Annotated in this window: 21 protein-coding genes; 16 read left to right on the forward strand and 5 right to left on the reverse strand. The window is 71.9% G+C overall.

Translation table 11 applies throughout. The features are described 5' to 3' along the window. The gene (locus ACQPZO_RS12185) at nucleotides 1-786 is read right to left on the reverse strand and encodes a DUF5829 family protein (RefSeq protein WP_433349782.1); all 786 of its coding nucleotides are present in this window, start codon (nucleotides 784-786) and stop codon (nucleotides 1-3) included. Nucleotides 787-1061: 275 nt separating this feature from the next. On the opposite strand from ACQPZO_RS12185, the gene ACQPZO_RS12190 reads away from it, so the two are divergent. The 4 genes from ACQPZO_RS12190 (at nucleotide 1062) to ACQPZO_RS12205 (ending at nucleotide 5278) form a co-directional block, all read left to right on the forward strand. Further along, nucleotides 1062-2162 (forward strand): beta-ketoacyl-ACP synthase III, encoded by a 1101-nt coding sequence (locus tag ACQPZO_RS12190; protein WP_433350956.1) that lies wholly within the window; start codon nucleotides 1062-1064, stop codon nucleotides 2160-2162. Nucleotides 2163-2188: 26 nt separating this feature from the next. Continuing rightward, a complete protein-coding gene (locus tag ACQPZO_RS12195) occupies nucleotides 2189-2431 on the forward strand; it encodes an acyl carrier protein (RefSeq protein WP_433349784.1) in 243 nt (80 codons plus the stop codon). Further along, nucleotides 2428-3642, forward strand: coding sequence for a beta-ketoacyl-[acyl-carrier-protein] synthase family protein (locus tag ACQPZO_RS12200; protein WP_433349786.1), 1215 nt, complete (start codon nucleotides 2428-2430; stop codon nucleotides 3640-3642). Before ACQPZO_RS12195 ends, ACQPZO_RS12200 begins: the two co-directional genes overlap by 4 nt. Before the next feature lie 91 nt (nucleotides 3643-3733). Next, nucleotides 3734-5278, forward strand: a complete 1545-nt coding sequence (locus ACQPZO_RS12205) for a GMC family oxidoreductase (protein ID WP_433349788.1) — start codon at nucleotides 3734-3736, stop codon at nucleotides 5276-5278. A 108-nt stretch (nucleotides 5279-5386) separates the two neighbouring features. Here the strand turns inward: ACQPZO_RS12205 and ACQPZO_RS12210 are convergent, their stop codons facing one another. Together ACQPZO_RS12210 and ACQPZO_RS12215 are read right to left on the reverse strand one after the other, a co-directional pair. After that, nucleotides 5387-6694 carry a phospholipase D-like domain-containing protein gene (locus ACQPZO_RS12210; RefSeq protein WP_433349790.1) on the reverse strand — a complete coding sequence of 436 codons (1308 nt, stop codon included), beginning with the start codon at nucleotides 6692-6694 and terminating at the stop codon, nucleotides 5387-5389. Nucleotides 6695-7048: 354 nt separating this feature from the next. Beyond that, on the reverse strand, nucleotides 7049-8479 hold the full coding sequence (locus ACQPZO_RS12215; RefSeq protein ID WP_433349792.1) for a helix-turn-helix transcriptional regulator: 1431 nt from the start codon (nucleotides 8477-8479) through the stop codon (nucleotides 7049-7051). Nucleotides 8480-8609: 130 nt separating this feature from the next. Between ACQPZO_RS12215 and ACQPZO_RS12220 the strand changes: the two genes are divergently transcribed. The 4 genes from ACQPZO_RS12220 to ACQPZO_RS12235 all read left to right on the forward strand — a co-directional run bounded on the left by ACQPZO_RS12220 (nucleotide 8610) and on the right by ACQPZO_RS12235 (nucleotide 13001). Further along, entirely contained in the window at nucleotides 8610-8783 is a 174-nt protein-coding gene (locus tag ACQPZO_RS12220) for a hypothetical protein (protein WP_433349794.1), read from the forward strand. Nucleotides 8784-8851: 68 nt separating this feature from the next. Next, entirely contained in the window at nucleotides 8852-9877 is a 1026-nt protein-coding gene (locus tag ACQPZO_RS12225; RefSeq protein ID WP_433349796.1) for an ATP-grasp domain-containing protein, read from the forward strand. Then, nucleotides 9874-10866: a TIGR04500 family putative peptide maturation system protein gene (locus ACQPZO_RS12230; RefSeq protein ID WP_433349798.1), complete on the forward strand. Its 993-nt coding sequence runs from the start codon at nucleotides 9874-9876 to the stop codon at nucleotides 10864-10866. Before ACQPZO_RS12225 ends, ACQPZO_RS12230 begins: the two co-directional genes overlap by 4 nt. Further along, entirely contained in the window at nucleotides 10863-13001 is a 2139-nt protein-coding gene (locus tag ACQPZO_RS12235) for a peptidase domain-containing ABC transporter (RefSeq protein WP_433349800.1), read from the forward strand. Before ACQPZO_RS12230 ends, ACQPZO_RS12235 begins: the two co-directional genes overlap by 4 nt. Before the next feature lie 105 nt (nucleotides 13002-13106). On the opposite strand, the gene ACQPZO_RS12240 is transcribed toward ACQPZO_RS12235, so the two are convergent. Then, the gene (locus ACQPZO_RS12240) at nucleotides 13107-13772 is read right to left on the reverse strand and encodes a maleylpyruvate isomerase family mycothiol-dependent enzyme (RefSeq protein ID WP_433349802.1); all 666 of its coding nucleotides are present in this window, start codon (nucleotides 13770-13772) and stop codon (nucleotides 13107-13109) included. Nucleotides 13773-13946: 174 nt separating this feature from the next. Between ACQPZO_RS12240 and ACQPZO_RS12245 the strand changes: the two genes are divergently transcribed. Continuing rightward, nucleotides 13947-14960 (forward strand): sigma-70 family RNA polymerase sigma factor, encoded by a 1014-nt coding sequence (locus tag ACQPZO_RS12245; protein ID WP_433349805.1) that lies wholly within the window; start codon nucleotides 13947-13949, stop codon nucleotides 14958-14960. 113 nt (nucleotides 14961-15073) lie between these two features. Here ACQPZO_RS12245 and ACQPZO_RS12250 read toward each other — a convergent pair whose 3' ends face one another. Beyond that, nucleotides 15074-16543: a hypothetical protein gene (locus tag ACQPZO_RS12250; RefSeq protein WP_433349806.1), complete on the reverse strand. Its 1470-nt coding sequence runs from the start codon at nucleotides 16541-16543 to the stop codon at nucleotides 15074-15076. Nucleotides 16544-16671: 128 nt separating this feature from the next. Here ACQPZO_RS12250 and ACQPZO_RS12255 point away from each other — a divergent pair, with 128 nt between their 5' ends. The 7 genes from ACQPZO_RS12255 (at nucleotide 16672) to ACQPZO_RS12285 (ending at nucleotide 21812) form a co-directional block, all read left to right on the forward strand. Continuing rightward, entirely contained in the window at nucleotides 16672-17292 is a 621-nt protein-coding gene (locus ACQPZO_RS12255) for a SigE family RNA polymerase sigma factor (protein ID WP_433349808.1), read from the forward strand. Further along, on the forward strand, nucleotides 17282-18688 hold the full coding sequence (locus tag ACQPZO_RS12260; RefSeq protein ID WP_433349810.1) for a hypothetical protein: 1407 nt from the start codon (nucleotides 17282-17284) through the stop codon (nucleotides 18686-18688). The genes ACQPZO_RS12255 and ACQPZO_RS12260 overlap by 11 nt, the downstream gene beginning before the upstream one ends. Nucleotides 18689-18956: 268 nt before the next feature. Next, a complete protein-coding gene (locus tag ACQPZO_RS12265; protein ID WP_433349811.1) occupies nucleotides 18957-19568 on the forward strand; it encodes a hypothetical protein in 612 nt (203 codons plus the stop codon). 6 nt (nucleotides 19569-19574) lie between these two features. Continuing rightward, nucleotides 19575-20165, forward strand: coding sequence for a MauE/DoxX family redox-associated membrane protein (locus ACQPZO_RS12270; protein WP_433349813.1), 591 nt, complete (start codon nucleotides 19575-19577; stop codon nucleotides 20163-20165). Next, nucleotides 20162-20710: a hypothetical protein gene (locus tag ACQPZO_RS12275; RefSeq protein WP_433349814.1), complete on the forward strand. Its 549-nt coding sequence runs from the start codon at nucleotides 20162-20164 to the stop codon at nucleotides 20708-20710. Before ACQPZO_RS12270 ends, ACQPZO_RS12275 begins: the two co-directional genes overlap by 4 nt. Continuing rightward, nucleotides 20707-21642: a peptidoglycan-binding domain-containing protein gene (locus ACQPZO_RS12280; protein WP_433349816.1), complete on the forward strand. Its 936-nt coding sequence runs from the start codon at nucleotides 20707-20709 to the stop codon at nucleotides 21640-21642. The genes ACQPZO_RS12275 and ACQPZO_RS12280 overlap by 4 nt, the downstream gene beginning before the upstream one ends. After that, on the forward strand, nucleotides 21639-21812 hold the full coding sequence (locus tag ACQPZO_RS12285; RefSeq protein WP_433349819.1) for a hypothetical protein: 174 nt from the start codon (nucleotides 21639-21641) through the stop codon (nucleotides 21810-21812). Before ACQPZO_RS12280 ends, ACQPZO_RS12285 begins: the two co-directional genes overlap by 4 nt. The last annotated feature ends 78 nt before the right edge of the window (nucleotides 21813-21890 follow it).

The following is a 21890-nucleotide window of genomic DNA, read 5'->3' on the forward strand; positions in this document are numbered from 1 at the left end:
TCAGGCCGGTGGGGTGAACGTCCAGTGGGCGGTGCCGTTCTGCCGCAGGACCAGTCGGGAGGTGCCGCCGAAGACGAAATCCTGGTGCTGCTGCGGTGCCTCGTGCAGGGCCGTGGTGATGTCGAGGACACCCTCGGGCGCGGTGGCCGAGCCGACGAGTCCGATGTCGACACCCGGACCGGTGATCCGGTACGTCGGCCCGGTACCGGCGGCGGGGTCGCCGGTGTGCTCAGGTGGGGTGGTGGTGGCCCGGTAGCCCAGCGCGGTGAGCGCGGCGGCCATCCGGGCCGCCCGTTGCGGGCGTACCCGGAGGGTGACGGCGGTGATGTCGCGCAGCCACCGCCGCCCGCCGGTCCCGAACGCCGCGTCGAGGTAGCCGCTGCGCAGCAACTCGCCGTCGGGTCCCCGGCGGGCGGACACCGAGTCGTAGTACTCGGGGGTGACCTCGTTGAGGAACATCAACAGTGGGCTGTCCTCGCCGAGGTCGGTACGCAGCATGTGGTACCAGGGGCGGAACTCGCCGGTGTCGGGGCTGGTGCGCTGGACCAGCTCGTAGTGGCCGCCGATGCCGGGGCCGGTGTCGAGCAGCTCCCGGGCGCGTTGCACGGAGCCGGGGTGTTCGAAGGAGAACACCAGCCCACCGGTGAGCCGACGCGGGCCGGGCAGCGCGCCGTCGAACAACTCCAGCAGGGTGTTCTCGCCGGCCAGCCCGAGCGCCGAGTACTGCCCGGCGATCGAGCTGGTGACTTTTTTCGGCTTCACCCGGGCAAATTGTTCACGCAGCATGGCGCAGGCATATGTATCGCGGAAGGCGGGCCCGTCGAGCAGTACCACAACGTGGTCAAGAAGTGGAGCGGGTATGGTGCGCGAATTCCCCGGCGTGAATGGCACGTCGATTTCCTCTCGTCGCTTTCTGGACGTTCCACCAGGGGATGTGAGCGAGATCAGCCTAATTTCGCTGCCGCGCGTCCGAGTATTGGGGGAAACCCCAACGGGCGGAACCTAGGGGGCGCGGGGCGGGTGTCGCGGTGTTAACTGGTTGCTGGTTCGGGCTCAAAGAGATGCAAGGGATTCAATATGAACCTACCCATTCGGCGGGTACCGTGACGGCCCGGTCGGCAGTGCTCGCCGGGGTGGGTGGCTGGGTGCCGCCGCGCGTGGTCACCAACGCGGACCTTTCCGCCGGACTGGACACCTCGGACGAGTGGATCCGGTCCCGCACCGGCATTGCGCAGCGCCATTTCGTCGATCCCGGCATGTCCACCTCGGACCTCGCGGTCGAGGCCGCCCGGCGCGCCCTGGTCTCCGCCGGGACGCCGGGCGTCGACGCCGTCGTGGTGGCCACCATGACGCCGGACCGGTCCTGCCCGGCCATCGCACCCGAGGTGGCCTCCCGGCTGGGCCTGACCGGGGTGGCCGCCTACGACCTGGGTGCCGTCTGCACCGGGTTCGTCTACTCGCTGGCCACCGCAGCAGGCCTGATCGCCACCGAACTCGCCGACCGGGTCCTGGTGATCGGTGCCGACGCGCTCTCCAGCGTGACCAACCCGGCCGACCGCACCACCGCTGTGGTCCTGGCCGACGGGGCGGGGGCGGTCGTCCTGCGCGCCGGCCGACGCGACGAGCCCGGCGCGCTCGGCTCCTTCGACCTCGGCAGCGACGGGGGCGGGAGCGACCTGATCCAGGTGGCCGCCGGCGGGGCCCGGCAGCGGTTGTCCGGTCGAACGCCCGACCCGGCCGACTTCTACTTCACGATGGACGGACGCGAGGTGTTCCGCAACGCCGTCGTGCGGATGGCCGCCTCGTCCCGTACGGTCGTGCGGCGCGTCGGCTGGCAGCTCGCCGACGTCGACCGGGTCGTCAGCCACCAGGCCAACATTCGCATCCTCAACGCCCTCGCCGACGAACTCGACCTGACCCGGGACCGGGTGGTGGCCAACATCGACCGGGTCGGCAACACCGGTGCCGCCTCCATCCCGCTGGCCCTCGCCGACGCCGGTGCCACCGGTGTGGTCGCCGCCGGCGACCGGGTCCTGATCACCGCCTTCGGTGGGGGGCTGACCTGGGGATCGACCGTACTCGTCTGGCCACGGCTACGACCAGCCGAACGGCCTGGCGACCCGACAGGACCCGCCGCCGGAACAGCCCCGGCCAACCGGTGACCGACAAACCACGAGGAGCGTGTGAGATGACCGACGTCTACCAGCGGGTCGTGCAGATCCTCACCACCCGCTTCGAGGTGGAACCGGACGAGATCGGTCCGGCCGTGACCTTCGAGGAACTGGAGCTGGACTCGCTGTTCATGGTGGAGCTGGCCCTGGTGCTGCAGAAGGAGTTCGACCTGAAGATCGCTGACGAGGACGCCACACCACGCACCACCATCGCGGCGCTCGCCGGCGTCATCGAAGCCTCGTTGGCCCGCGCGGCGTGACCGGGACGGAGACCGCCATCACCGGCCTGGGGCTGGTCACCCCGGGCGGGGTCGGCGTGGCACGGACCTGGCAGACGGTCTGCGCCGGGGTCTCCACGGCAGCCCACGACCCCGACCTGGCCGGCATACCCGTCGACCTTTCCTGCCGGGTACCCGACTTCGACCCGCGTGCCGCCGTCGGCCGCCGCCACTGGCAGTACGACCGTCTCGTGCAGTTCGCGCTGGTAGCGGCCCGGGAGGCGGTGGCCGACGCCGGCCTCGACCCCGCGACCTGGGACGGCGCCCGGGTCGGCGTGGTGATCGGCTGCGGCATGTGGGGGGTGTCCACCACGGCCGCCCAGCACGCCGTCCTGGCCGCCGAGGGGGCGCAGGCGGTCTCCGCGTTGTTGCTGCCGATGATGCTGTCCAACATGGCCGCCGGCCAGGTCGGCATGGACCTGCGCGCCGGCGGGCCCAACCTGGTCACCGCCACGGCCTGCGCCTCCGGCAGCACCGCCATCGGACTGGCCCACGACCTGCTGCGCAGCCGGGCCTGCGACGTGGTGGTGGCCGGTGGCACCGAGGCCGGCGTCACCCCGCTCGCCGTCGCCGGGTTCGCGCAGATGGGGGCACTGTCGCGGCGCGCCGACCCGACCGCGTCCCGGCCGTTCGACGCCGGCCGGGACGGTTTCGTCCTCGGTGAGGGGTGCGGCCTGCTGGTCCTGGAACGCGCCGAGGACGCCGCCGCCCGCGGTGCCCGGGTGCGGGCGCGACTGCTCGGCTTCGGGGCCAGCGCCGACGCGTACCACCCCACCACCCCCGACCCGGAGGGCCGTGGTGTCCAGCGGGCCGTGCAAACCGCGCTGGGTGGAGCGGGTCTCGTCCCGGCCGACGTGGACCACGTCAACGCGCACGCCACCGGCACGCCCGCCGGTGACCTGGCCGAGGCGCGGGTGCTCAGCCGCCTGTTCGGCCCGCTGCCGGTGGTGACCGCGAGCAAGGGCTGCCTCGGCCACGCCCTCGGGGCCGCCGGTGGGATCGAGGCGGCCCTGACCGTGCTGGCGTTGCAGCACGGCCTCGTCCCACCGACCGCCAACCTCGACGAACAGGACAGCGCCATCGACCTGGACGTGGTCACCAAGGCGTCCCGAAGACAGCGCATCGAGGTGGCCCTGAGCAACTCGTTCGGCTTCGGTGGCCAGAACGCCGTCCTGGTGCTGGCCGCCACCTGACACCGCACGCCCCCGCGCCGACACCGCCCCGGGGGACACCGCACGTCGCCCGCGTGGGTCCCCCGCGCCGGGCCGAAAGGGGGCAACACACGTGGCAGCGACACCTGCCGGCGCCGACGTGGTCGTCGTCGGCGCCGGCTCCGCCGGCTGCGCCCTGGCCCGCCGGCTGGTCGAACGCGGACTGCGCGTGGTCGTCCTGGAGGCCGGCGGCGAGGACACCAACCCCGACATCGGTACGCCCGGACGTCTGGCCCACCTCTGGTTCGCCAAGGAGGACTGGGCCTACCACACCACGGCGCAACCGCATGCCGGGCACCGGCGGCTGCACTGGCCACGCGGACGGGTGCTCGGCGGTTCCAGCGCGCTCAACGGCATGATCTGGGCCCGTGGCGCTGCCGCCGACTACGACCACTGGGCGTACCTCGGTAACGACGGCTGGTCGTGGGCCGACGTCCTGCCCGTGCACCGGCGCATGGAGGACCTCGACGTGGTGGCCCCGCTGCGCGGCACCGGCGGACCGGTCCACGTGATGTCCCAGTACCGCCCGGATCCGATCTTCGAGTCCTGCGTCAAGGCGGCGCAGGAGATCGGGGTCGGGATCAACCCCGACTACAACTCCGGCGAACTGGACGGGGTGTCGCTCACCCAGTTGACCATCCGCGACGGCCGGCGGCAGAGCGCAGCCGTCGGATACCTGCGCCCCGTCCTGGGCCACCCGGGGCTCACCGTCGTCACCCGCGCGCACGCCCGTCGGCTGCTGTTCACCGCTGACCGCTGCACCGGCGTGGAGTGGGAACGCGACGGAGCCGTCCACACCACCCGCGCCGACGTCGAGGTGATCCTGTCCGCCGGCAGCATCGAGTCCCCCCGCCTGCTGATGCTCTCCGGCATCGGCGACGCCACCGAGCTGCGCCGGCACGGCATCGACGTCCGGGCGCACCTGCCCGGCGTGGGCCGCAACCTGCACGACCACCTGCTCACCCCGGTCATCTTCAGCACCAACCGCCCGGTCGGCCGCTCGCCCGACCTGTCGCCGATGCAGAGCCACCTGTTCTGGCGCAGCCGGTCCGGCCTGCCGGTCCCCGACGCGCAGACGCTGCACTTCCCGGTCCCGATGTACCAGCCCGGGATGTCGGGCCCGTCCGACGGGTTCACCCTCCAGGCCGGCCTGGTCCGCCCGGTGAGCCGGGGACGCATCCGTCTCGTCGCCGGCGACCCGCACGCCGGGCTCGACATCGACCCCGCGACGCTGGCCTGCGCGCAGGACGCCGACGTGCTCGTCGACGCGGTGATCCTGGCCCGGGAGATGGGTGCCGGTTCGGCCCTGGCCGACGAGTGGGGTGCTCGGGAGGTCTACCCGGGTCCGCAGGTCCGCAGCCGCGACGACCTGCGCGCCTACGTACGCGCCACCGCCGGAACCTTCCACCACCAGGTCGGCACCTGCAAGATGGGTGCCGACGACCAAGCGGTGGTCGATGCCCGGCTGCGGGTGCACGGAGTACGGGGACTACGCGTCGCCGACGCGTCGATCATGCCGGCGGTGACCACCGCCAACACCAACGCCCCGGCGATCCTCGTCGGTGAACTGGCCGCCGACTTCGTCACCGCCGAGCACACCCGGCGGAACCAGCCGTGACGCCGGCGCTGACCGACCGGGTCTGCCGGCGCTTCAGGGCCAGCGGCGTGGGCCGCGAGATGGGCGCGGCCGGGATCGCGGCCACGCGTACTCGACGGCACCGGCCGCTCAGGACCTCGCCGAGACAGCCTCACCCGCCCCGGTGCGGCAGAGGCTGCGCACTTTGTAGAAGAAGCTCAGGTAGCTGGCGTGGTACGAGGCGCTGGTGATGCGCAGCAGCGCCTGGTCCGACGAGCGCAGCGACGAGCCGTCCAGGTTCGGGCTGCCGGTGTACACGCGCGGGGTGAGGTCGCCGTTGTAGTCGCCGTCGATCAGCATGAACTTGTTGTGCGGGCGGATGTCGATGCCCGGCGCCACGTTGACCATGCAGTGCAGCCGCTGGATGCCGGCGCCGTCCAGCATGCCCTCGACGGTCGGGTCGCTCTCCGCGTAGATGACGTCGATCCAGCACCCCTCGGCGCGCAACGCGGCGAGCTTGGTCGCGACCTGCTTGCGTGACTTGAGGAAGTGCAGCACCACGATGCGGATGTCCGTCTGGTGCTTCTTTCCGTCGGCGCCGGTGTAGCCGCACGCGACCTCGTCCAGCGCGTTGACGATGGTGTCGCTGGTGGGCTCGTTGTACGAGGAGTCGGCACGCGGGAAGAAGTAGGCGCGGTATGTGGTGCCGGTCGGGGTGCTGCGGTAGTAGCCGTTGTCGCCGGTGCTGGAGTACCGCAGCCGCCGCTGGTCCTCGTGGTGTCTCGCGTACGCGTCGTAGACCGTCGCGTCGGTGAAGGTCACCGCGTCGTTGTACGACTCCACCTTGTACCAGTCGGTGAGGTTCGACGAGGTCTGGAGCACCACCTTCTGGTACGTGGTGCCGTCGTCGAACGGGCCGACCTTGGAGAACAGGAAGAACTTGTTGTGGTTGTAGGCCGGGCCAGGCGGCGCGGTGGCGATGCAGCCGCGGCTGACGTCGTCGACGCCGTCGTTGTCCTCGAACTGGTCGTCGCAGACCACCACCCACGACGGCTTCCTGTCATCCGTGCCGAGCCCGGTAACCGGATTGCTCAGCGTGTTCCAGGCGGGGCTGTTCTTGGGGCTGCCGTTGGCGTCGAGATACGACGAGTCGTCGAGGATCACCTTTACCCGCACGCCGCGGCGAGCGGCCGCGTTGAGTGCGTCGGCCACGGCCGCGTCGCTGAATTCGAACACGGAAGCCCGGATCTCCTCGCCCGAGGGCGTCGCGTTGACCAGCGCGATGATCTGCGTGAAGATCGCGCTCTGCTGCCCCGGCGCGCCGACCGGGTCGTTGAACACGGCGCCGTTGATCACCGGCTTGGTCGCCGCGGCCGCAGGGGTGGCGCGGCTCAGGTCGGCGACCATCAGTGCGGCGAGGATGAGCATCGTGGCGAAACAGGCTGAGGATTTGCGCATCAGGTGGCGGTCCTCTCGGTGGGGAACGGCTGCGGCGGCAACGTGGGCACGAATCGCGGCCACCGGCGTGGTCGCCGTCACGCCGGCCGGTGCAGCCGGCCCGCTGAACCCGAGGTGCGCCCCGCTGTGCCGAGTGCCCAGTTGGAGGCGACAACGGCGCGAGCCCGACCGCACCGAACCGCTGGCGCAGGGGCCGCAACGGAATCGGACGGACTGGACGACCGCGACCACGACGATCGCGCCGGCGAGCCCGGGTCGTGTCCAGCTGACGCACGACGGGTGGGCTGCCGACGTCCACAGTGTCCCGCACCCCGCGTGACCGCGCTACCTTCCGGAGGCGTCCGGGTGCCCCGGTCAGCCCGTTCGGGTCCGCCGGGTGGCGAGTTCGGTGCGGTTGCGGACGCCGAGTTTGCGGAAGATGTTGCCGAGGTGGAACTCGATCGTCTTGACCGAGAGGAACAGGCGCTGGGCCGCCTCCCGGTTGCTGAGCCCGTCGGCGATCGCGGTGGCGACCCGTGCCTCGGCGCCAGTCAGCGACGGCTGGCCGGTCCAATTCGCGAGCCTCGGCACCGCGTCGAGAGCCGGCGGCCCCTCGGCGCGGACCGGGCCTACGGCCGAGGGCGTGGTGGTCGGCGGACCGCCGAGCAGCCGCAGGTCGTTCAGAACCAGCGCCAGCATGCCGGCGGCACCGGTCCGGGCGTACCCCGCACACGCCTGTTCCAGCAGCCGGGCTGCCTCGCCGCGCCGGCCGGACCGCCCGTGGTGGGCGCCGAGCAGCCAGGCGATGCGGGCCGTCAGTAGCTGCTCGGCGGGCCGGGTCAGCTCGCCGAGCGAGGCCGCCAGCGCGTCCGTGGTCACCGGCGAGTCCGGGGCGAGGATCCAGGCCCGCCACGCCGGCAGCGCCGGACCGCCCGGCCACGACGGGGGTGGGTCGTCGACGGCGGCGAGCAGGCCGGCGGCCACCCCCGGCCGGCCGGCCAGGGCGTGGTGGGTGGCCAGTTCCCAGCGGTGCTCGTAGTGCAGGCCGGCGGTCACGCCGGTGTCGGTGGCGACCACGAGTTCGAGCAGTCCCGCCCAGGCATCCAGGTCGCCACGGGCGAACGCCAGCGCGGCCGTGCACTCGGGGAGGTGCCGGGCGACCCAGGCCGACCCGACCCGCGCAGCCAACTCCCGGGCCTGGTCGAGGTGGGCCGCGGCCAGGTCCAGGTCGCCACGGAGCGCATCGCACTTGGCCAGCCACGATGTTGCCTCGGCCTGCACGTCGAGGCTGCCGGAGAGCATGGCGAGCCGTGCCGCCTCCCGAAGCTCGGCCTGCCCCCGAACCAGGTTGCCGGCCCACGCGTCACCGACGCCGATCATCGCGAGCATTCGCGCCCGGTCCACCGGGGCGAGGTCGAGGGCGTCGACCAGCGGGGCGAAGCGCCGCGCCTCATGCGGGCGCATCAGTGTCATCACGGCCGTCAGCGCGCACTCGACCAGAACCGGATCGTCTCCGAAGGCGTTCTCATCGAAGATCCGTACGGCGGTGTCGAGGTACTCCGGGCCGTCGGCGAGGCGGGCCCGGGTGGCCACGATCCCCACCAGCGTGCAGTAGATCAGTTCCGTCCGCGCCGAACGGCTTGCGTCACGTGCCTTCTGCACGCGGGCCACGAGCGGGAACATCTGGTGACTGTCGGCGGTGCGGGACAGCGCGACGAACGCCTGGAACACCAGGCGCGCGGCCCGGTCCGGGCCGGCGCCGTCAGCTGCCGACAGGATGCGTTCGGCCACGATTTCGGTAGACACCGTGAAAGCGTAGAACCGGGGTCCAAGCCCAGGGATCACCCTGGTGCCCGCCGCCACCCGCCGGCCCACACTGCTTCCTACCCGGCCGGCGATGACCGGTCGGCGTACCGATGTGGATAGAGGTAGGACCATGAGGCGCAAGACCGTGCGGATCGACACCATCCCCGCCGACGGGGTGGAGCTGGCCGACGAACAGCTCGCCCGGATGCTCGGCGGCCTGCCGCCGGCCAACGGGGCCGGCTCGTCGAAGACCATCAACGACATCCCCGGCGGGGGACGGCCGGACACCGACACCGACTTCTGATCAACTGCCGTCGACGGTCCGGCCGCACCGGTGTCCGGGCCGTCGACGGCGACCCGCCCGGAGTGCACATGATCCTCATCCTTACCGCCCCCGACGACGTGCACGCCGACGCGGCCGAGGCCGAGCTGCGCCGGCGCGGCGCCGCCTGGATCCGTTTCGACCCGGCCGACGTGCCGTCCCGCGCGTCGCTGTCGATCGCCATCCGAGACGGGCGGCTGACCCGCACCCTCGGTTGGCGCGCCGGCGCCTGCGGCACCGGCTCGGGCGGGAGCCACCGGGACGCGGCCGGCCGCCAGGTCATCGATCTCGACGCGGTCACCGCCGTCTGGTTCCGCCGCCCCGGCGTGCCGATCGCGCCCGCCCACCTCGGCGAACCGTATGCCAGGTTCGTGGTCGAGGAGAGCCGGCAGTTCGTCGGCGACGTCTGGGAGACCCTCGACGTGCCGACCCTGCCCGCGGCCCGACCGGTGGTACTGCGGGCGCAACAGAAGGTCCGCCAGCTCCAGCTCGCCCTGCGCCTCGGCTTCGACCTGCCCGCGACAGTGGTCGGCAACGACCCGGACGCCGTGCTCGACCTGTTCGGCCACACCGGCGGCCAGTTGATCGCCAAGCAGGTCGGCCACTCCAGCATCGGCGACGAGCTGATGCGTTACACCGAGCCGGTCAGCCACCGCGACATCGGGCACGTCGACGGGGTGCGGCACTGCCCGTTCATCGCGCAGGCCCGGGTGCCCAAGAAGGTCGAGCTGCGGGTCACCGTCGTCGGCGACCGGGTGTTCACCGCGGCCATCGACTCGCAGCGGTCCAACCACGCCCGCTACGACTGGCGTCGGCAGGACGACCGGAACACGCCGATGAGCACGTACGAGCTGCCCGGCGACGTCGCGGCGCGCTGCGTGGCGCTGACCCGCCTGCTCGGTCTGCGCTACGGCGCCCTCGACCTGATCGTCACCCCCGACGACCGGTACGTGTACATCGAGATCAACCCCAGCGGCCAGTACCTGTGGGTCGAGGAGGAGACCGGGCTGCCCATCACGGCCGCCGTGGTCGACCTGCTCACCGAGGCCGTGCCCACCCCCGGAGCTGCCACATGACCACCCTGGAACCCGCCCTGCTCGACGAGGCCCTCGCGCTGGTGCGTGAGCTGACCACCGGGCGCGCCAGCTCGCGCGACGCCCGGGACCGGCTCGCGCCCCTGCGGGAGCGCTGGCCACAGGCCGATCTCGCGGTCGTGCGTGACGAGGAGCCCAGCGACGGGTCGGTCTCCTTCGACGTGTTGCTCCGCGAGCCCGCCGGCACTGTCTCCGTCGCGTACAGCCCGGCGCCGGCACTGCCGTGGCCGCTGCGCGGGGCGATCCGGCACTCCGACCACCATCTCGCCCGGGTCGGCACCAGGACGCTTCGGGTGGGGGAGGCCCTGACCGCACTCGACTTCCTCTGGTACGACCACGACGTGCTCACCCGCCTGGTCGACACCTGCCTGATCGCCGCCGAACTGGAACTCCACCCCGTCGAGATACCCGACGAGGAACTCCAGGCGGCGGCGGACGCGTACCGCCGGGCGAAGGGTCTGCTCGACCCGGCGTCGACCGCGCGGTGGCTCGCGGAGCGGGGCCTGTCCGCCGAGGACTTCGCCGACCTGGTCGCCGATACGGTGGCGGTCGGTCGGCTGCGCGCGCGCGTGGTGGGCGACCGGGTGACGGCCTGGTTCGCGCGGCACCGGTCCTCGTTCGACACCCTTGTCGTCGCCTGGACCGCCGAGGGCATGCTGCCCACCAGCCGCGAAGCGGCACTCGCGGCGGTGGCCGCCGCCGTCCGCGACGGCCGGGCGGCCGGGGTGCTGCGGACGGTCGCCGCCGCAGCGGCACCCGAGGTACGCGACGCCACCGGGCCGGTGTCGACGGCGGTCGCCGGGACGCCGGTGACGGCCGTGGTGGTGGCACGGGAACCGGCCGAGCTGGACACCGCCACCCGAGCACTGGTCGAGCAGGCCGTGTTCGACGAGTGGCTGGCCGGGCGGCGGGCCACCACCGACATCGAGTGGTTCTGGCTGCCCCGTGACCGGACGGCACCGACCAGGTGATCCGCCGGCGGCGGGTGCCGGTGGTCCTCCAGGTCACCGCTACCGACTGCGGCCCCAGCGCGCTCGCCATGCTGCTGGCGGCGTCGGGTCGGGCGGTGCCCGTGTCGCAGCTGCGGGCCCGGCTCGATGTCGGCCGCGACGGGCTGAGCCTGCGCGACCTGAGGGACGCGGCGCAGGAGTTCGGGCTGCGTTGCCGGGCGATCGCGTTGCCGGCGCTGCGGGAGGACGCGACCCGCCTGCGGGAGTTGGCGCTGCCCCTGGTGGCGCACTGGAACGGCGACCACTACGTGGTGGTGCAACGGATCGGGCGGCGTGGCATCGAGATCGTCGATCCGGCCGTCGGCCGTCGGCGGCTGTCTCCCGCGCAGTTCTCGGCCGGCACGACCGGGGTGGTGCTGCTGGCCGAGCCTGCCGGCCCGGCGCCGCCGGCCGCGCCGACTCCCGCACCGGCGTGGGGGCTGCTCGTACCGGTGCTGCGCCGGCACGCGGGGCTGCTCGCGGTGCTGGCGGTGGCGTCCCTGCTGATCACCGTGGCGGGACTGGCCGTGCCGTGGGCGACGGCCGCCATCGTCGACGACGCCGCGCCCCCGCAGGCGTCGTGGCTCGTCGCCGCAGCCGTACTGGCGTTGGTGACCGGAACGCTGTCGCTGGTGCGCGGGCTGGCCGTGACTGCCCTGCAACGGCGGATCGGCATCCGGCTCGGCACCGACACGGTGAGTCGGCTGTTCGAGGTGGTCTACCGGTACTTCCACCGGCGGTCGGCCGGCGACCTGATCGACCGGGTCCGCGCGGTGGGCTCCGTGCGGGACCTGCTGGCGTCGTCGCTGGTGGCCACGGCGCTCGACGCGCTGCTGGCCGTCGGCTACCTGACCGTGGTGTCCGTGCTGGCGCCGGTGCTGGGCCTGGTGGCCGCCGGTGTCATCACCGTGCAGGTCGTCACGGCGCTGTGGGTCGGCGGCCGATCCGGCGCCCTGCAACGGGAGGCGCTGCTGGCCTCGGGCGAGGAGTCGGCCCGGCTGGCCGACGCGTTGCAGGGCATGGCGGCGATCCGGGTCGCCGGGGCGCAGGGGCGGGTGCTGCGACGGTGGCAGGAGTCGTTCCAGCGGGGGATTTCCGCGTCGCACCGGCTGGCCCGGCTCTCGGCGGTCTCGGACGCCGTCCTCGCCGCCTGGTCGGTTGCCAGCCCGGTACTCGTGCTCCTGGTGGCGGCCCGGCGGGCCGACTCGCCGGGGCAGGCGGTTGGCCTGGCGGCGCTCGCGGTCTCCGCGATCACCCCGGCGGTGACCCTGGCGCAGCGACTGCCGTCGTTCACGTTGCTGCCGCCCACGGTGGACCGGCTGGCCGACATCGCGCAGGCGCCGGTCGAACAGCCCACGCCGGGACGGCCCGCGCCCGCGCTGACCGGGCTGGTCAGCCTGGCGGGCTTGGGCTTCCGGTACGACCGGCGTTCCCCCTGGGCACTGCGCGGAGTAACCGCCGTGTTCCGGCCGGGTACGAAGGTGGCGGTGGTCGGCGGCTCCGGCAGCGGCAAGAGCACCCTGGTCGGGCTGCTGACCGGGCTGTACGCGCCGACCGAGGGACAGATCCACTTCGACGGCCTCGACCTGGCCACGCTGGACCTGTCCTCGGTGCGCCAGCAGATCGGGGTGGTGTTGCAGGAGACCTACGTCGGGGCGGGCACCCTGCGCGAGGCGCTGACCCTGTCCCGTCCCGACGCCTCCGACGCCGCGATCGCGCGGGCGATCCGCCTGGCCGCGCTGCACCACGACGTGGCGGCCATGCCGATGGGACTGCAGACCCGGATCGGCGACGGCGGGGCCGGCCTGTCCGGCGGGCAACGCCAGCGGGTCGCCCTCGCCCGGGCACTGCTGGCCGATCCGGCGCTCCTGATCCTGGACGAGGCGACGAGCGCGTTGGACACCGTGACCGAGGCGACGGTCGAGGCCGGGCTGCGGGAGCTACCCATGACCCGGTTGGTCATCGCGCACCGGCTCTCCACGGTCGCCGACGCCGACCTGGTGCTGGTGCTCGACGGCGGCCGGCTGGTGGAGTGGGGGCCGCCCGCCGTCCTGCTGGCCGCCGGCGGCCCGTTCGCCCGGCTGGCGGGCCCGACCACCCACGTCCCCGTCTTGTGAGAGGCAGCCACGACGTTGGCGGGCGGGAGGCGTGGCCGGCGGGAAACCGGTAGCGGCGCGGCGGAACGCGTGGAGCTGCTTCGGGACTGCCGCAGCCGTTGTGGATCAGGCCGGGGCGCAGCGGTCGCGGAGGACCGCGACACCGCCGCCCTTGAGCTCGTCGCAGTACCTCGTACGCCCGGTCATCGCCATGGTCAGTGCCAGGGTGGTGCCGGCCACGAGTGGCCCGGAGCCGGTGGTGAAGGGGCCGTCGTTCGCGACGAGGCGCAGGCCGCGGACCCGGCCTTTGGCCAGGACGACCTGGTCGGAGCCCCGGTAGTACCGGGCGACCTGCGTGATGGTCTCGATCGGGTAGGCCCGGCGGATGTCCAGTGGGCGGCGGATGTCCTCCCCGTGCACGATCGTCTCGCCGAGCATCGCCATGGTCGGCAGTGGCGGTTTGGTCCTGCTCATCACGATGCCCCGGAAGCGTTCCAGTGTCTCGGCGGCGGTCGCGCCCAACCGCTCGTTCAGCCGCATCGTCACCTGCTTGTCGAAGTCGAATCCGCAGCGGATCACGCCCGCCAGCCATCGCCAGGGGTTCAGGCTGGCCGCTGCGGTGAGGTGCGCGAGCACCTCGCGTACCGTCAGATCGGTGCACAACGACGGCGTCTCGAACTGCTGATCGGTCAGGCCCGCGAGGTCGGCTGCCAGTGCCGCGCGTTCTGCGTGGATCCGAGACCAGGTGTCGCTTCCACGATCGATACGGACACTTGCCTGTCTTTCGGTCATGTCGAGGTCTCCTGCGGTGCTCGAGGCGTCGGCGCTCAGCCGGGCGGATCGGCGGCCGTCCAGCGGTAGCCGGCTGCGGTGCTGAGGGTCTGTCGGAGTGGAGACCGCCGCCGCGGGGCAGAATCGTCGCTCATGGGCAAGAATTCTCTCGGGTTGGCTGGAGATCCGGCTGCGGTGAGCGCCACGGACGCTGATCTTGGCCGGGCGCGCCAGGGTGACGACGGCGCCTTCACCCGCCTGGTCCAGCCGCTGCGCCGGGAGTTGCACGCCCACTGCTACCGCATGCTCGGCTCAACCCACGATGCCGACGACGCTGTGCAGGACACCCTGCTGCGGGCTTGGCGAGGACTCGGGGGCTTCGAGGGGCGCGGCTCGCTGCGCTCGTGGCTCTACACCGTGGCCACCCGGGTCTGCCTGAATGTCGTGGAGTCCCGTGGTAGGCGGGCGATGCCCGTCGATCTCGGCCCCTCCAGTGACCGTGCGGTGCTCCAGGGCCGGCCACTGACGGAGCTCGCCTGGCTGGGCCCCTATCCTGACGCCGGCCTCGGCGACGGTCCAGCCGGTCCAGGCGCACGGTACGAGCAGCGTGAAGCCGTCGAACTGGCCTTCGCCGCCGCGTTGCAACACCTGCCCGGGAACCAGCGAGCGGTGCTGCTGCTCTTCGAGGTTCTCGGCTTCTCCGCGGCCGAGATCGCCGACACGATGAACACCTCGACCACATCGGTGAACTCCGCCCTCGCCCGTGCCCGCCGGGTCATCGCGGCGAAGGTACCGTCCCGGTCCCAGCAGCAGACCCTACGAAAGATCGACGACACCCGCGTGCGGCAGATCGTCGCCGAGTTCTCCACCGCCTTCGAACGCGGTGACGCCGACGCCCTCGTTGCGCTGCTCACCGAGGATGTCACGTGGTCGATGCCCCCGATGACGCACTGGTACCGCGGGATCGAGGCCGTCGCCGACTTCGCCGTTCAGGTCCCACTGACCCGCTGCCCGAGTTGGCGGTATCGTCCGACGACCGCGAACGGTCAGCCCGCCGTCGCGTTCTACCTCGGCGAAGACCAGTCAGGTCCACACCTTGCCTGGTCGATCACAGTGCTGACCTTGCGTGACGAGCAGATCGCGGAGATCACCTCGTTCCTCGGCGCGGAACACTTCCCGTCCTTCGCACTGCCGACGTCACTACCCTGACCTGGCCAGCCGCCCCACTCGAGCCGCAGCCTCGATCACCCCCGAGGGTAAACACGGAAATCAGGGCTCTGACCCTGGCTGTTCGAGTTCCCTCGTGCTGGTGGTTCGCGGGGTCAGACGCCGGCGAGGGTGAGTAGCCGTTCCATCTCGGCCACGGGCAGGGCCGCCGCGAGGGCTGCCGCGTGTGCCACCGACTCGCTCGGGTCCGCGAGCAAGGCACGGCGCATGTGGATCGGAAGGTTCGGGTGTCCGGCGACTGCGTGGCGAACTGCGCTGTCGGGGTCGGTGGCCAGACGTTCGGTCAACTCGACGGGCAGGTCTGCGTTCCGGGGTGCCAGGCATCGCATCCGCGGGTCCGGATCGGTGGCGAACCGCCGTAGGGCCTGCGGCGGGAACGTGAGCACGTCGGCCGGACGCCAGCGCGTCTTCTTGTCCGGCCCGAACTCACGGTCGATACGCTCGGCCGTAGCTGGGTCGACCAGGTGCGGGGCGTGCGTGGCCATGGTCGTACGTACGCCACTGTCGTCGTCGTTGAGCAACTGGATGACCGCGTCGGTCGGCAGCGTCTGGCTTCGTGCTGCGGAGCGGCGAAAGCAGATGTACGGCGAGGATACGTACGGCAACGGGTTGTCGGTGACCCAGTCCACCCGCAGGTGCCGTAGCTCGGCGACGGCCATGTGGTCTTCGACCTGCTGTAGCAGCGCATGGTCGTCGAGTTCGTCGTCGAGCAGGTCGGTTGGCGGACCGTCGTCCTGCTGGATCTGCGTGTAGATGCGGTGGCGTACCGGCTCGGGTGTGTCCGGGCGGCTGAAGACACCGACGCGCACGTTCGCGCTGGGATCCTCGGCGAGCAGGTCCCGCACCGGTGGGGGCAGCTGCGGGTGTTCGGCGACCTGGCGGCGAACCTGGTAGTCGGGGTCGTCAGCCAGCCGTGCGGCCAGTTCCGGGGTCAGGACTGCGTGGCGTACGGCCCCGGCGCGGGACACCGGATCGGCGAGTAGTCCCGTCACGAGGTCGGGCGGCGGCACCGGATGCGGCAGCCGCGCGTAGTAGGTCGAGCAGGCAGTCGCACGGACCTCGTCGACGGGGTCGGTGAGCAGGACCCGCCGGACCGCCTCGGGGGCCTGCGTCCACCACCGTGCGAGTGTGGCCCGCACCCTCGGGTCAGGGTCGCGGGCGAGCCGGGCGAGCAGACCGGCCGGTACGTCGTCACGTCGGGCGAGGTAGTCGCGCACCTGCGGTTCCGGATCGTCGATGAGTCGCTCGTACAATTCGTGGGGCGCGTTACGGGCGGCCACGGCCAGGGCAGCCCGGATGTCGGGATCGGTGTGGGCGGCCAGCCGCATCCGGACGGCGTGCGGCAGTTGGCGGTTGAGTGCGAGCGAGTGCAGCAGCCGGTGATGATCCGAGGCGAGGATCTCCTCAATCGTCTCAGCGGTCAGGTCCGCGCGTGTGGCGACGTGGCCGAAGCCGCGTCGGTAGCGCACCAGCCGGCGAATCAGCCCGGCCGGCAGCGCCGGGTTCTCGGCGAGACCGTCCAGCACCTTCGTCAGGTGGACCGGTGTCGGCCCGTCATCAGCCATCCGCCGCACCTCCCCGTATCCGGCGGGTGGTCATGTCGACCAGAACCGTCCCGTCGGCGGTCAACCTTTTCCGCCTTCTCAGGGTCATCTTCTCAGCAAAGATGCCCACGTGGGGCTGGAGGGTGCACGTGACGGATGATGGCTTCCGCGAGTTCGTCGAGATCCGGTATGCGGATCTGCTGCGAACCGCGTACCTGCTCACGGGTTCACGGCACGCGGCCGAAGACCTGGTGCAGAACGCGCTGATGCAGGCGATGCGCCGGTGGCGGCAGGTGGACGAACCGATGGCATACGTCCGCCGGATCATGGTGAACGAGCGGGTCAGCCTCTGGCACCGGTTCGGTTCCCGGGAGTTCCTGGCCGGCGTGACCGGTGCCTGGCGGCTGCACGCCGACCGGGGCCGGAGCCGGGACGTGGCGGACGACGTCGTGGTACGCGAAGAGGTCCGCGACGCCTTGCGCAGTCTGCCGGCCCGGACTCGGGCCGTCCTGGTGCTGCGTTACTGGGAGGACCTCACCGAGGCGCAGACCGCCCAGACGCTGGGTTGCTCGGTCGGCACGGTGAAGAGTCTCGCGTCGCGCGGGATCGGCCGGCTACGCGCGGCGCTGCTGACCTCGTCGGCACGATCACCGCTGCCGGACGAGCCGGGGCCGCTGCCGGACAAGCCCGTGCCACTGCCGGGCGACCGGTCACCGATGGTCGTGCCGCCCGCCGTGACTAGCTGGAGAGGTGCAAACGATGGCCGATGAGATCAAGGAAGCGTTGACCCGGCTCGCCGAGCCGGTGCTGCCGCGCCCCGACCCGTATCACCGGTTGCTGGTCCGCGTCCGGCGGCGCCGACAGCGACGTATGGCGGTGGCTGGCGTGGTCGGTCTGGCGGCGGTGGCGGCGGCGCTGCCGGTCTTCGGTGCGGCCGGCCTGCCGGGGGCCAACGACGCGGCGGCGTCACCCCCACCCGCGATCGGGACGTACCAGCCGGCGAGCCGGATCGACAAGCCGATGGTACGGCGGTTGTTGGACTCGCCGACCCGGGGCAACCTCGCCGGCGACGAGGCGCTGATCGCGGACATCAAGCGGCAATACCGCGCGGCCCGCGACCAACTGCTGGTCGACCCGGCGCTGGACGAGGTGAAGGTACTGCTCGCACACGACGCACCGGGTGCCCGGGCGGTGGTGGTGGCCTTCCTGAACGACTCGCACGCGTCGCTCCGACACGGGCTCGGTGCTGCCGGAGCATCCGTCCCGGAATTGCTGAAGAAGACCGGCACCCCGGACGAACCGCAACCCCTGGAACCGTACGTCTTCCTCGGCCGGCAGGCTCCGGTCGCCGACCACTACGTCGCCACCCTCGCGGTCGGACTGGCACCGGCCGGCTGTCGCGCCGAGACCTCCGCCGATGGCCGGATCCAGCCGGACGGAACGATCACCCGGAGCTGGCAGGCGGTCAGCGACGACGGTTTCGTGGTCCGGGGGACGGGCCAGGTGGCCGATCGGTGGCGGTTCACCTGCGACGGCGTCGTGCGGTACGCCGGGCCGGGGGGCGGTGGGCTGGGCGCGGTCAGCTCGGTGGGGAAGACGCTGTCGGGTTCCACCACCGGTGCACCCGGCTCGGTGGACGCCACTTTCGCCGCCACCGCTGTGCGCGAACTGCAGGGCATGCTCGAGAGCCACGGGCTCACCGGGCCGGTGCCCCAGGTGGTCTGGAAGGGACGGTTGCCCGGCTGGGTGTCCGGCTCGACGGCGGCCGTGCTGGTGAGATCCTGTTCCACTGCCGGCGGCTGCGCCGCCCTGCTCGTGGCCAATGCCGATTCGTCGCGGCAACCAGGGGCCGCGTCACCGGTTGACTACGTGACCGTCGCCACGGGGCAGCCTGACCTGATAGCCGTCCAGGTGCGAGGCGCGACGCCTGGCGTGCTGGTCGTCGGGCCGAAGTCGGCGGTCCGCGCCGAGTTGCTCGACGGCGCGGGGCGGACGATCGCCAGCGGCCGACTGGAAGCCGGTGCGGGCGCCATCCGCGCCGATCCCCGCCAGGTCAGCAAAATCAGGATCCTCGACAGGGACGGCCGGATCCTGCGGACCGAAGCCACGCCGAGCCTCAGCGCCGGCTCCGGCCAGATCGGCGAACCGACCGTCTGGGCCTGGTGACGACGGCACGTTGACCGCGTGCCCGGTCCGACCCGGCTGGGGACGGGCCGGGCACGCGGTTCCCGGCGTCGGAATTACTGTCGGCCGGCAACGCCGATCCACCTTGTCAAATATTTACATAGCCGTATATCGTGCCGGTGATAAGTTCCGGAACCGGACGAAGGGCGGTCGCATGGCAGCCAGAGGGGCGCCGGTGACACATCGGGCAGTCGACCAAGGTCGGTTCCTGCTCGATGGTTCACTCGATCTCAGCGCACCGTTCACGTCCGTGGCCGATGTGACGATCGGCGGCCGACTGCACGAGTTCACGGCCGGGTCGATCGGGCTCGCGGACGACGTGGCCCGGACGCTCGGCGTCGAGAAGTTCGACGAGGAACTCACCTACCAGGGCGGAACGCTGCTGACCGCGCGCATCCGATCCTACGACCCGCAGATCCAGCTGACCGAGGATCGGCTCGTGGCGGTCTGGCGGGGGCGGGGACACTGCTTCTTCACCGAGATGTACGGTGCGACGACCATCGATCTGCTCGGGGCGTTGCGGACCCTGCGCATCGAGGAGCACGACGACGGCCTGACCCTGCGCCCGACCCCGAAGACCGGCACCGAGTTCGCCGAACCCGCCACCGTGCTCAAAGAGGTTCCCGGGCTCGGTCTGCTGGAGATCGCACCGCTCACCAAGCAGCGTACCGGGCAACTGCCCTCCTGGCGGGGCCTGCAGACGCAGGCGGGCGAGCTGTTCAGGGACGTGCTCCCCGACGGGCAGCCCTACTTCGTACTGGCCGCGGCGGACGTCTGGCTCAGCCTGGTGCCGTTCGCCGACACGGCCGTGGAGCAGGTGCCCGCCCTGGTGAACCAGCTCCACGTCCAGCGGGCCAGGTAGGCCGGGATGTCCGGACTGCTGAGCAGCGTGGCCGCGTACACGGTCCTGTTCACCCTGCTCGTCAGCACCGCCGAGCACCTGTCGCGACCGGCGGCGCTCGCCGAGGCGTTGGCCGCGCACCGGGTGCTACCGGCTCCGGTCGCGGTCGCCGCTCTCACCATCGCGAGCGAAGGTCTGCTCGCCGGCGCCGGGATCGTGGCGCTGCTCCTCGACAGCGGTGCAGGACTGCTCATCGCGGTCCTCGTCGGCGGTGCCGCGCTACTCGGCCTGTACGCCGGCTACGGCCTGTACCTGATGTCGACCGGGCGCACCGGATCGTGCGGGTGCTCCCGGGTGGAACTGCCGATGACCGGTTGGGTGGTGGCCCGAGCGTCGATCCTCGCCGGGCTGGCACTGGTCGCACTGTTCCTGTCCGGCTCGATCGTTCCGGCGAATCGAATCGACGCCTCACTCGCCGTCGTGCTGCTGGCCTCCGCCACGTTCACCGCGCTGCTGTGGCATCTGCCCGCCGCGATGTACGAGCCGGCCACGGCACCGGCCGAGCGGCCCACGTACGCCCGGTCCATCGGCATGACAAAGGGGGGCCTGCCCGGATGAGCTTTCAGACCAGCGCACTGATCCTGAGCTGGATCGCGATCCTCCTGCTGGCACTCACGGTCTCGGGCCTGGTACGCCAGGTGCACGCGCTGTCGAGCGGGACAGTCCAGCGTCGTCGTGAGTCGGTCGGCCTGCGGCCGGGAGCAGCGGCCCCCGGATTCGCCCGGTTGGCGCCGGTGGCACCGGAGGTTCCGCTGGTGCTGCTCTTCCTGGAGCCCGACTGCGGGACCTGCACCGAGGTGCTGGCCGAGGCCAACGGCCACGTCGACCGCCCTGGCCTGGAGTTCCGGGTCCTCTACCGGGACGCCCCCTCGGCGCAGGCGGCGGGACTGCCGATCACCGTGCTCGGCGGGCAGGCGGAGCTGTTCGAGCGGTACGACGTCCTCGCCACCCCGTTCGCCACCGTTGTCGACCGGGCCGGGCGGGTGCTCCGCGCCGAGCCGCTCGGCTCCCGCGCGGCACTGCGCCGCCTGCTCGACGAGATCGACAGCCCATCCGGCGGCTCCGGGCCGGCGGTCGCCACGAATCAGGGAGCTCGGGCATGACTGATCTCGCTACCGTGCCCTGGCTGCGCGGAACCGACCCGGGGACCGGGTCCGCCGTCCGGCGGGTGCCGGTTGAACCGGGCGGCCGCAAGCGTGCGGGCTGGGAGCTGTCTCGACGTACCCTGCTCCGGGCGGGCACCGCGGTGGGTATGGCCGCGCTCAGCGTGTTTCCGGCAGCCCGTCGCGCCTACGCCGACGGTTACACGATCTATGCCGGGTGCCCGACGTACGCCAGCAATCACAACTGCTCGCCGGGGTGCGGCCCGAGCACGATCTTCGCCGACTCCTGCAACACCAGTGGAACGAACATCGGATTCCACAAGAACGACGGCGTCACCTGGATCCTGCGACCGAACCAGTGCTACAGCGGGACGTACGACGGCTGGTTGTGGCTCTACCAGGGGGCGTGCGGCGCCTGTGCCTGCTCGGTCGAACGCCGATGCCACGACGGATACAAGAAGACCAGCTCGGGCTGGGTGAAATCGATCTGCCGCTGGAACACCAAGTGCGGATGCCTGGGCACGGTCAGTTGGCCCACCACCCAGCGGACCAACACCGGGGTGAATGTCTACACCGTGCAGCACCTGCTGACCGCTCGGGGCCACGCGACCGAGATCGACGGGATCTTCGGTAGCGACACCGAGGCGAAGGTGAAGAGCTTCCAGACAGCGGCCGGCCTCGGAGCCACCGGCGTCGTCAACGCGACCACCTGGCCGGCGCTCGTGATCACGGTCCGCTCCGGGGTCACCGGCGACGCCGTCCGCGCCGCGCAGCGCCAGCTCAACAGGCGCGGTTACGTGCTGGTGGTCGACGGGGACTTCGGCCCGGGGACCGACGGCGCGACGCGCGACTTCCAGCGGCAGAACGGGCTGACGGTCGACGGTGTGATCGGGGTCAATTCCTGGCGGACCCTGACCGGTGCCGCTGTATGACCCGAACGTCGCCAGACCCCGTGCGGGCGGTACGCCGCTGGGGCGGTGATCCTCTCGCACCCTTCCTGCTGCTCGCCGTCGGTACGCTCGCCGCCGCCGCGTACGGGAACGTGCTCACCTGGGCGATGGTCGGAGGGCTCGCCGGTTACACGCTCTCCGGCTCGGTTTGAACGCACAACAGCGCGCACGCGCTGTCCTCGCCCGGGTGGCGAGATCGAGATCGGCAGAGCGTCGTCCTCGCCCTGTTC

The organism is Micromonospora sp. CA-111912 (genome assembly GCF_050948415.1).
Taxonomy (GTDB): domain Bacteria; phylum Actinomycetota; class Actinomycetes; order Mycobacteriales; family Micromonosporaceae; genus Micromonospora.

Coding starts and splice junctions, on each gene's coding strand:
- ACQPZO_RS12185 (WP_433349782.1), bottom strand. CDS start 786: ATGCTGCGTGAACAATTTGCCCGGGTGAAGCCGAAAAAAGTCACCAGC.
- ACQPZO_RS12190 (WP_433350956.1), top strand. CDS start 1,062: ATGCAAGGGATTCAATATGAACCTACCCATTCGGCGGGTACCGTGACG.
- ACQPZO_RS12195 (WP_433349784.1), top strand. CDS start 2,189: ATGACCGACGTCTACCAGCGGGTCGTGCAGATCCTCACCACCCGCTTC.
- ACQPZO_RS12210 (WP_433349790.1), bottom strand. CDS start 6,694: ATGCGCAAATCCTCAGCCTGTTTCGCCACGATGCTCATCCTCGCCGCA.
- ACQPZO_RS12220 (WP_433349794.1), top strand. CDS start 8,610: ATGAGGCGCAAGACCGTGCGGATCGACACCATCCCCGCCGACGGGGTG.
- ACQPZO_RS12225 (WP_433349796.1), top strand. CDS start 8,852: ATGATCCTCATCCTTACCGCCCCCGACGACGTGCACGCCGACGCGGCC.
- ACQPZO_RS12230 (WP_433349798.1), top strand. CDS start 9,874: ATGACCACCCTGGAACCCGCCCTGCTCGACGAGGCCCTCGCGCTGGTG.
- ACQPZO_RS12240 (WP_433349802.1), bottom strand. CDS start 13,772: ATGACCGAAAGACAGGCAAGTGTCCGTATCGATCGTGGAAGCGACACC.
- ACQPZO_RS12250 (WP_433349806.1), bottom strand. CDS start 16,543: ATGGCTGATGACGGGCCGACACCGGTCCACCTGACGAAGGTGCTGGAC.
- ACQPZO_RS12260 (WP_433349810.1), top strand. CDS start 17,282: ATGGCCGATGAGATCAAGGAAGCGTTGACCCGGCTCGCCGAGCCGGTG.
- ACQPZO_RS12270 (WP_433349813.1), top strand. CDS start 19,575: ATGTCCGGACTGCTGAGCAGCGTGGCCGCGTACACGGTCCTGTTCACC.
- ACQPZO_RS12275 (WP_433349814.1), top strand. CDS start 20,162: ATGAGCTTTCAGACCAGCGCACTGATCCTGAGCTGGATCGCGATCCTC.
- ACQPZO_RS12280 (WP_433349816.1), top strand. CDS start 20,707: ATGACTGATCTCGCTACCGTGCCCTGGCTGCGCGGAACCGACCCGGGG.
- ACQPZO_RS12285 (WP_433349819.1), top strand. CDS start 21,639: ATGACCCGAACGTCGCCAGACCCCGTGCGGGCGGTACGCCGCTGGGGC.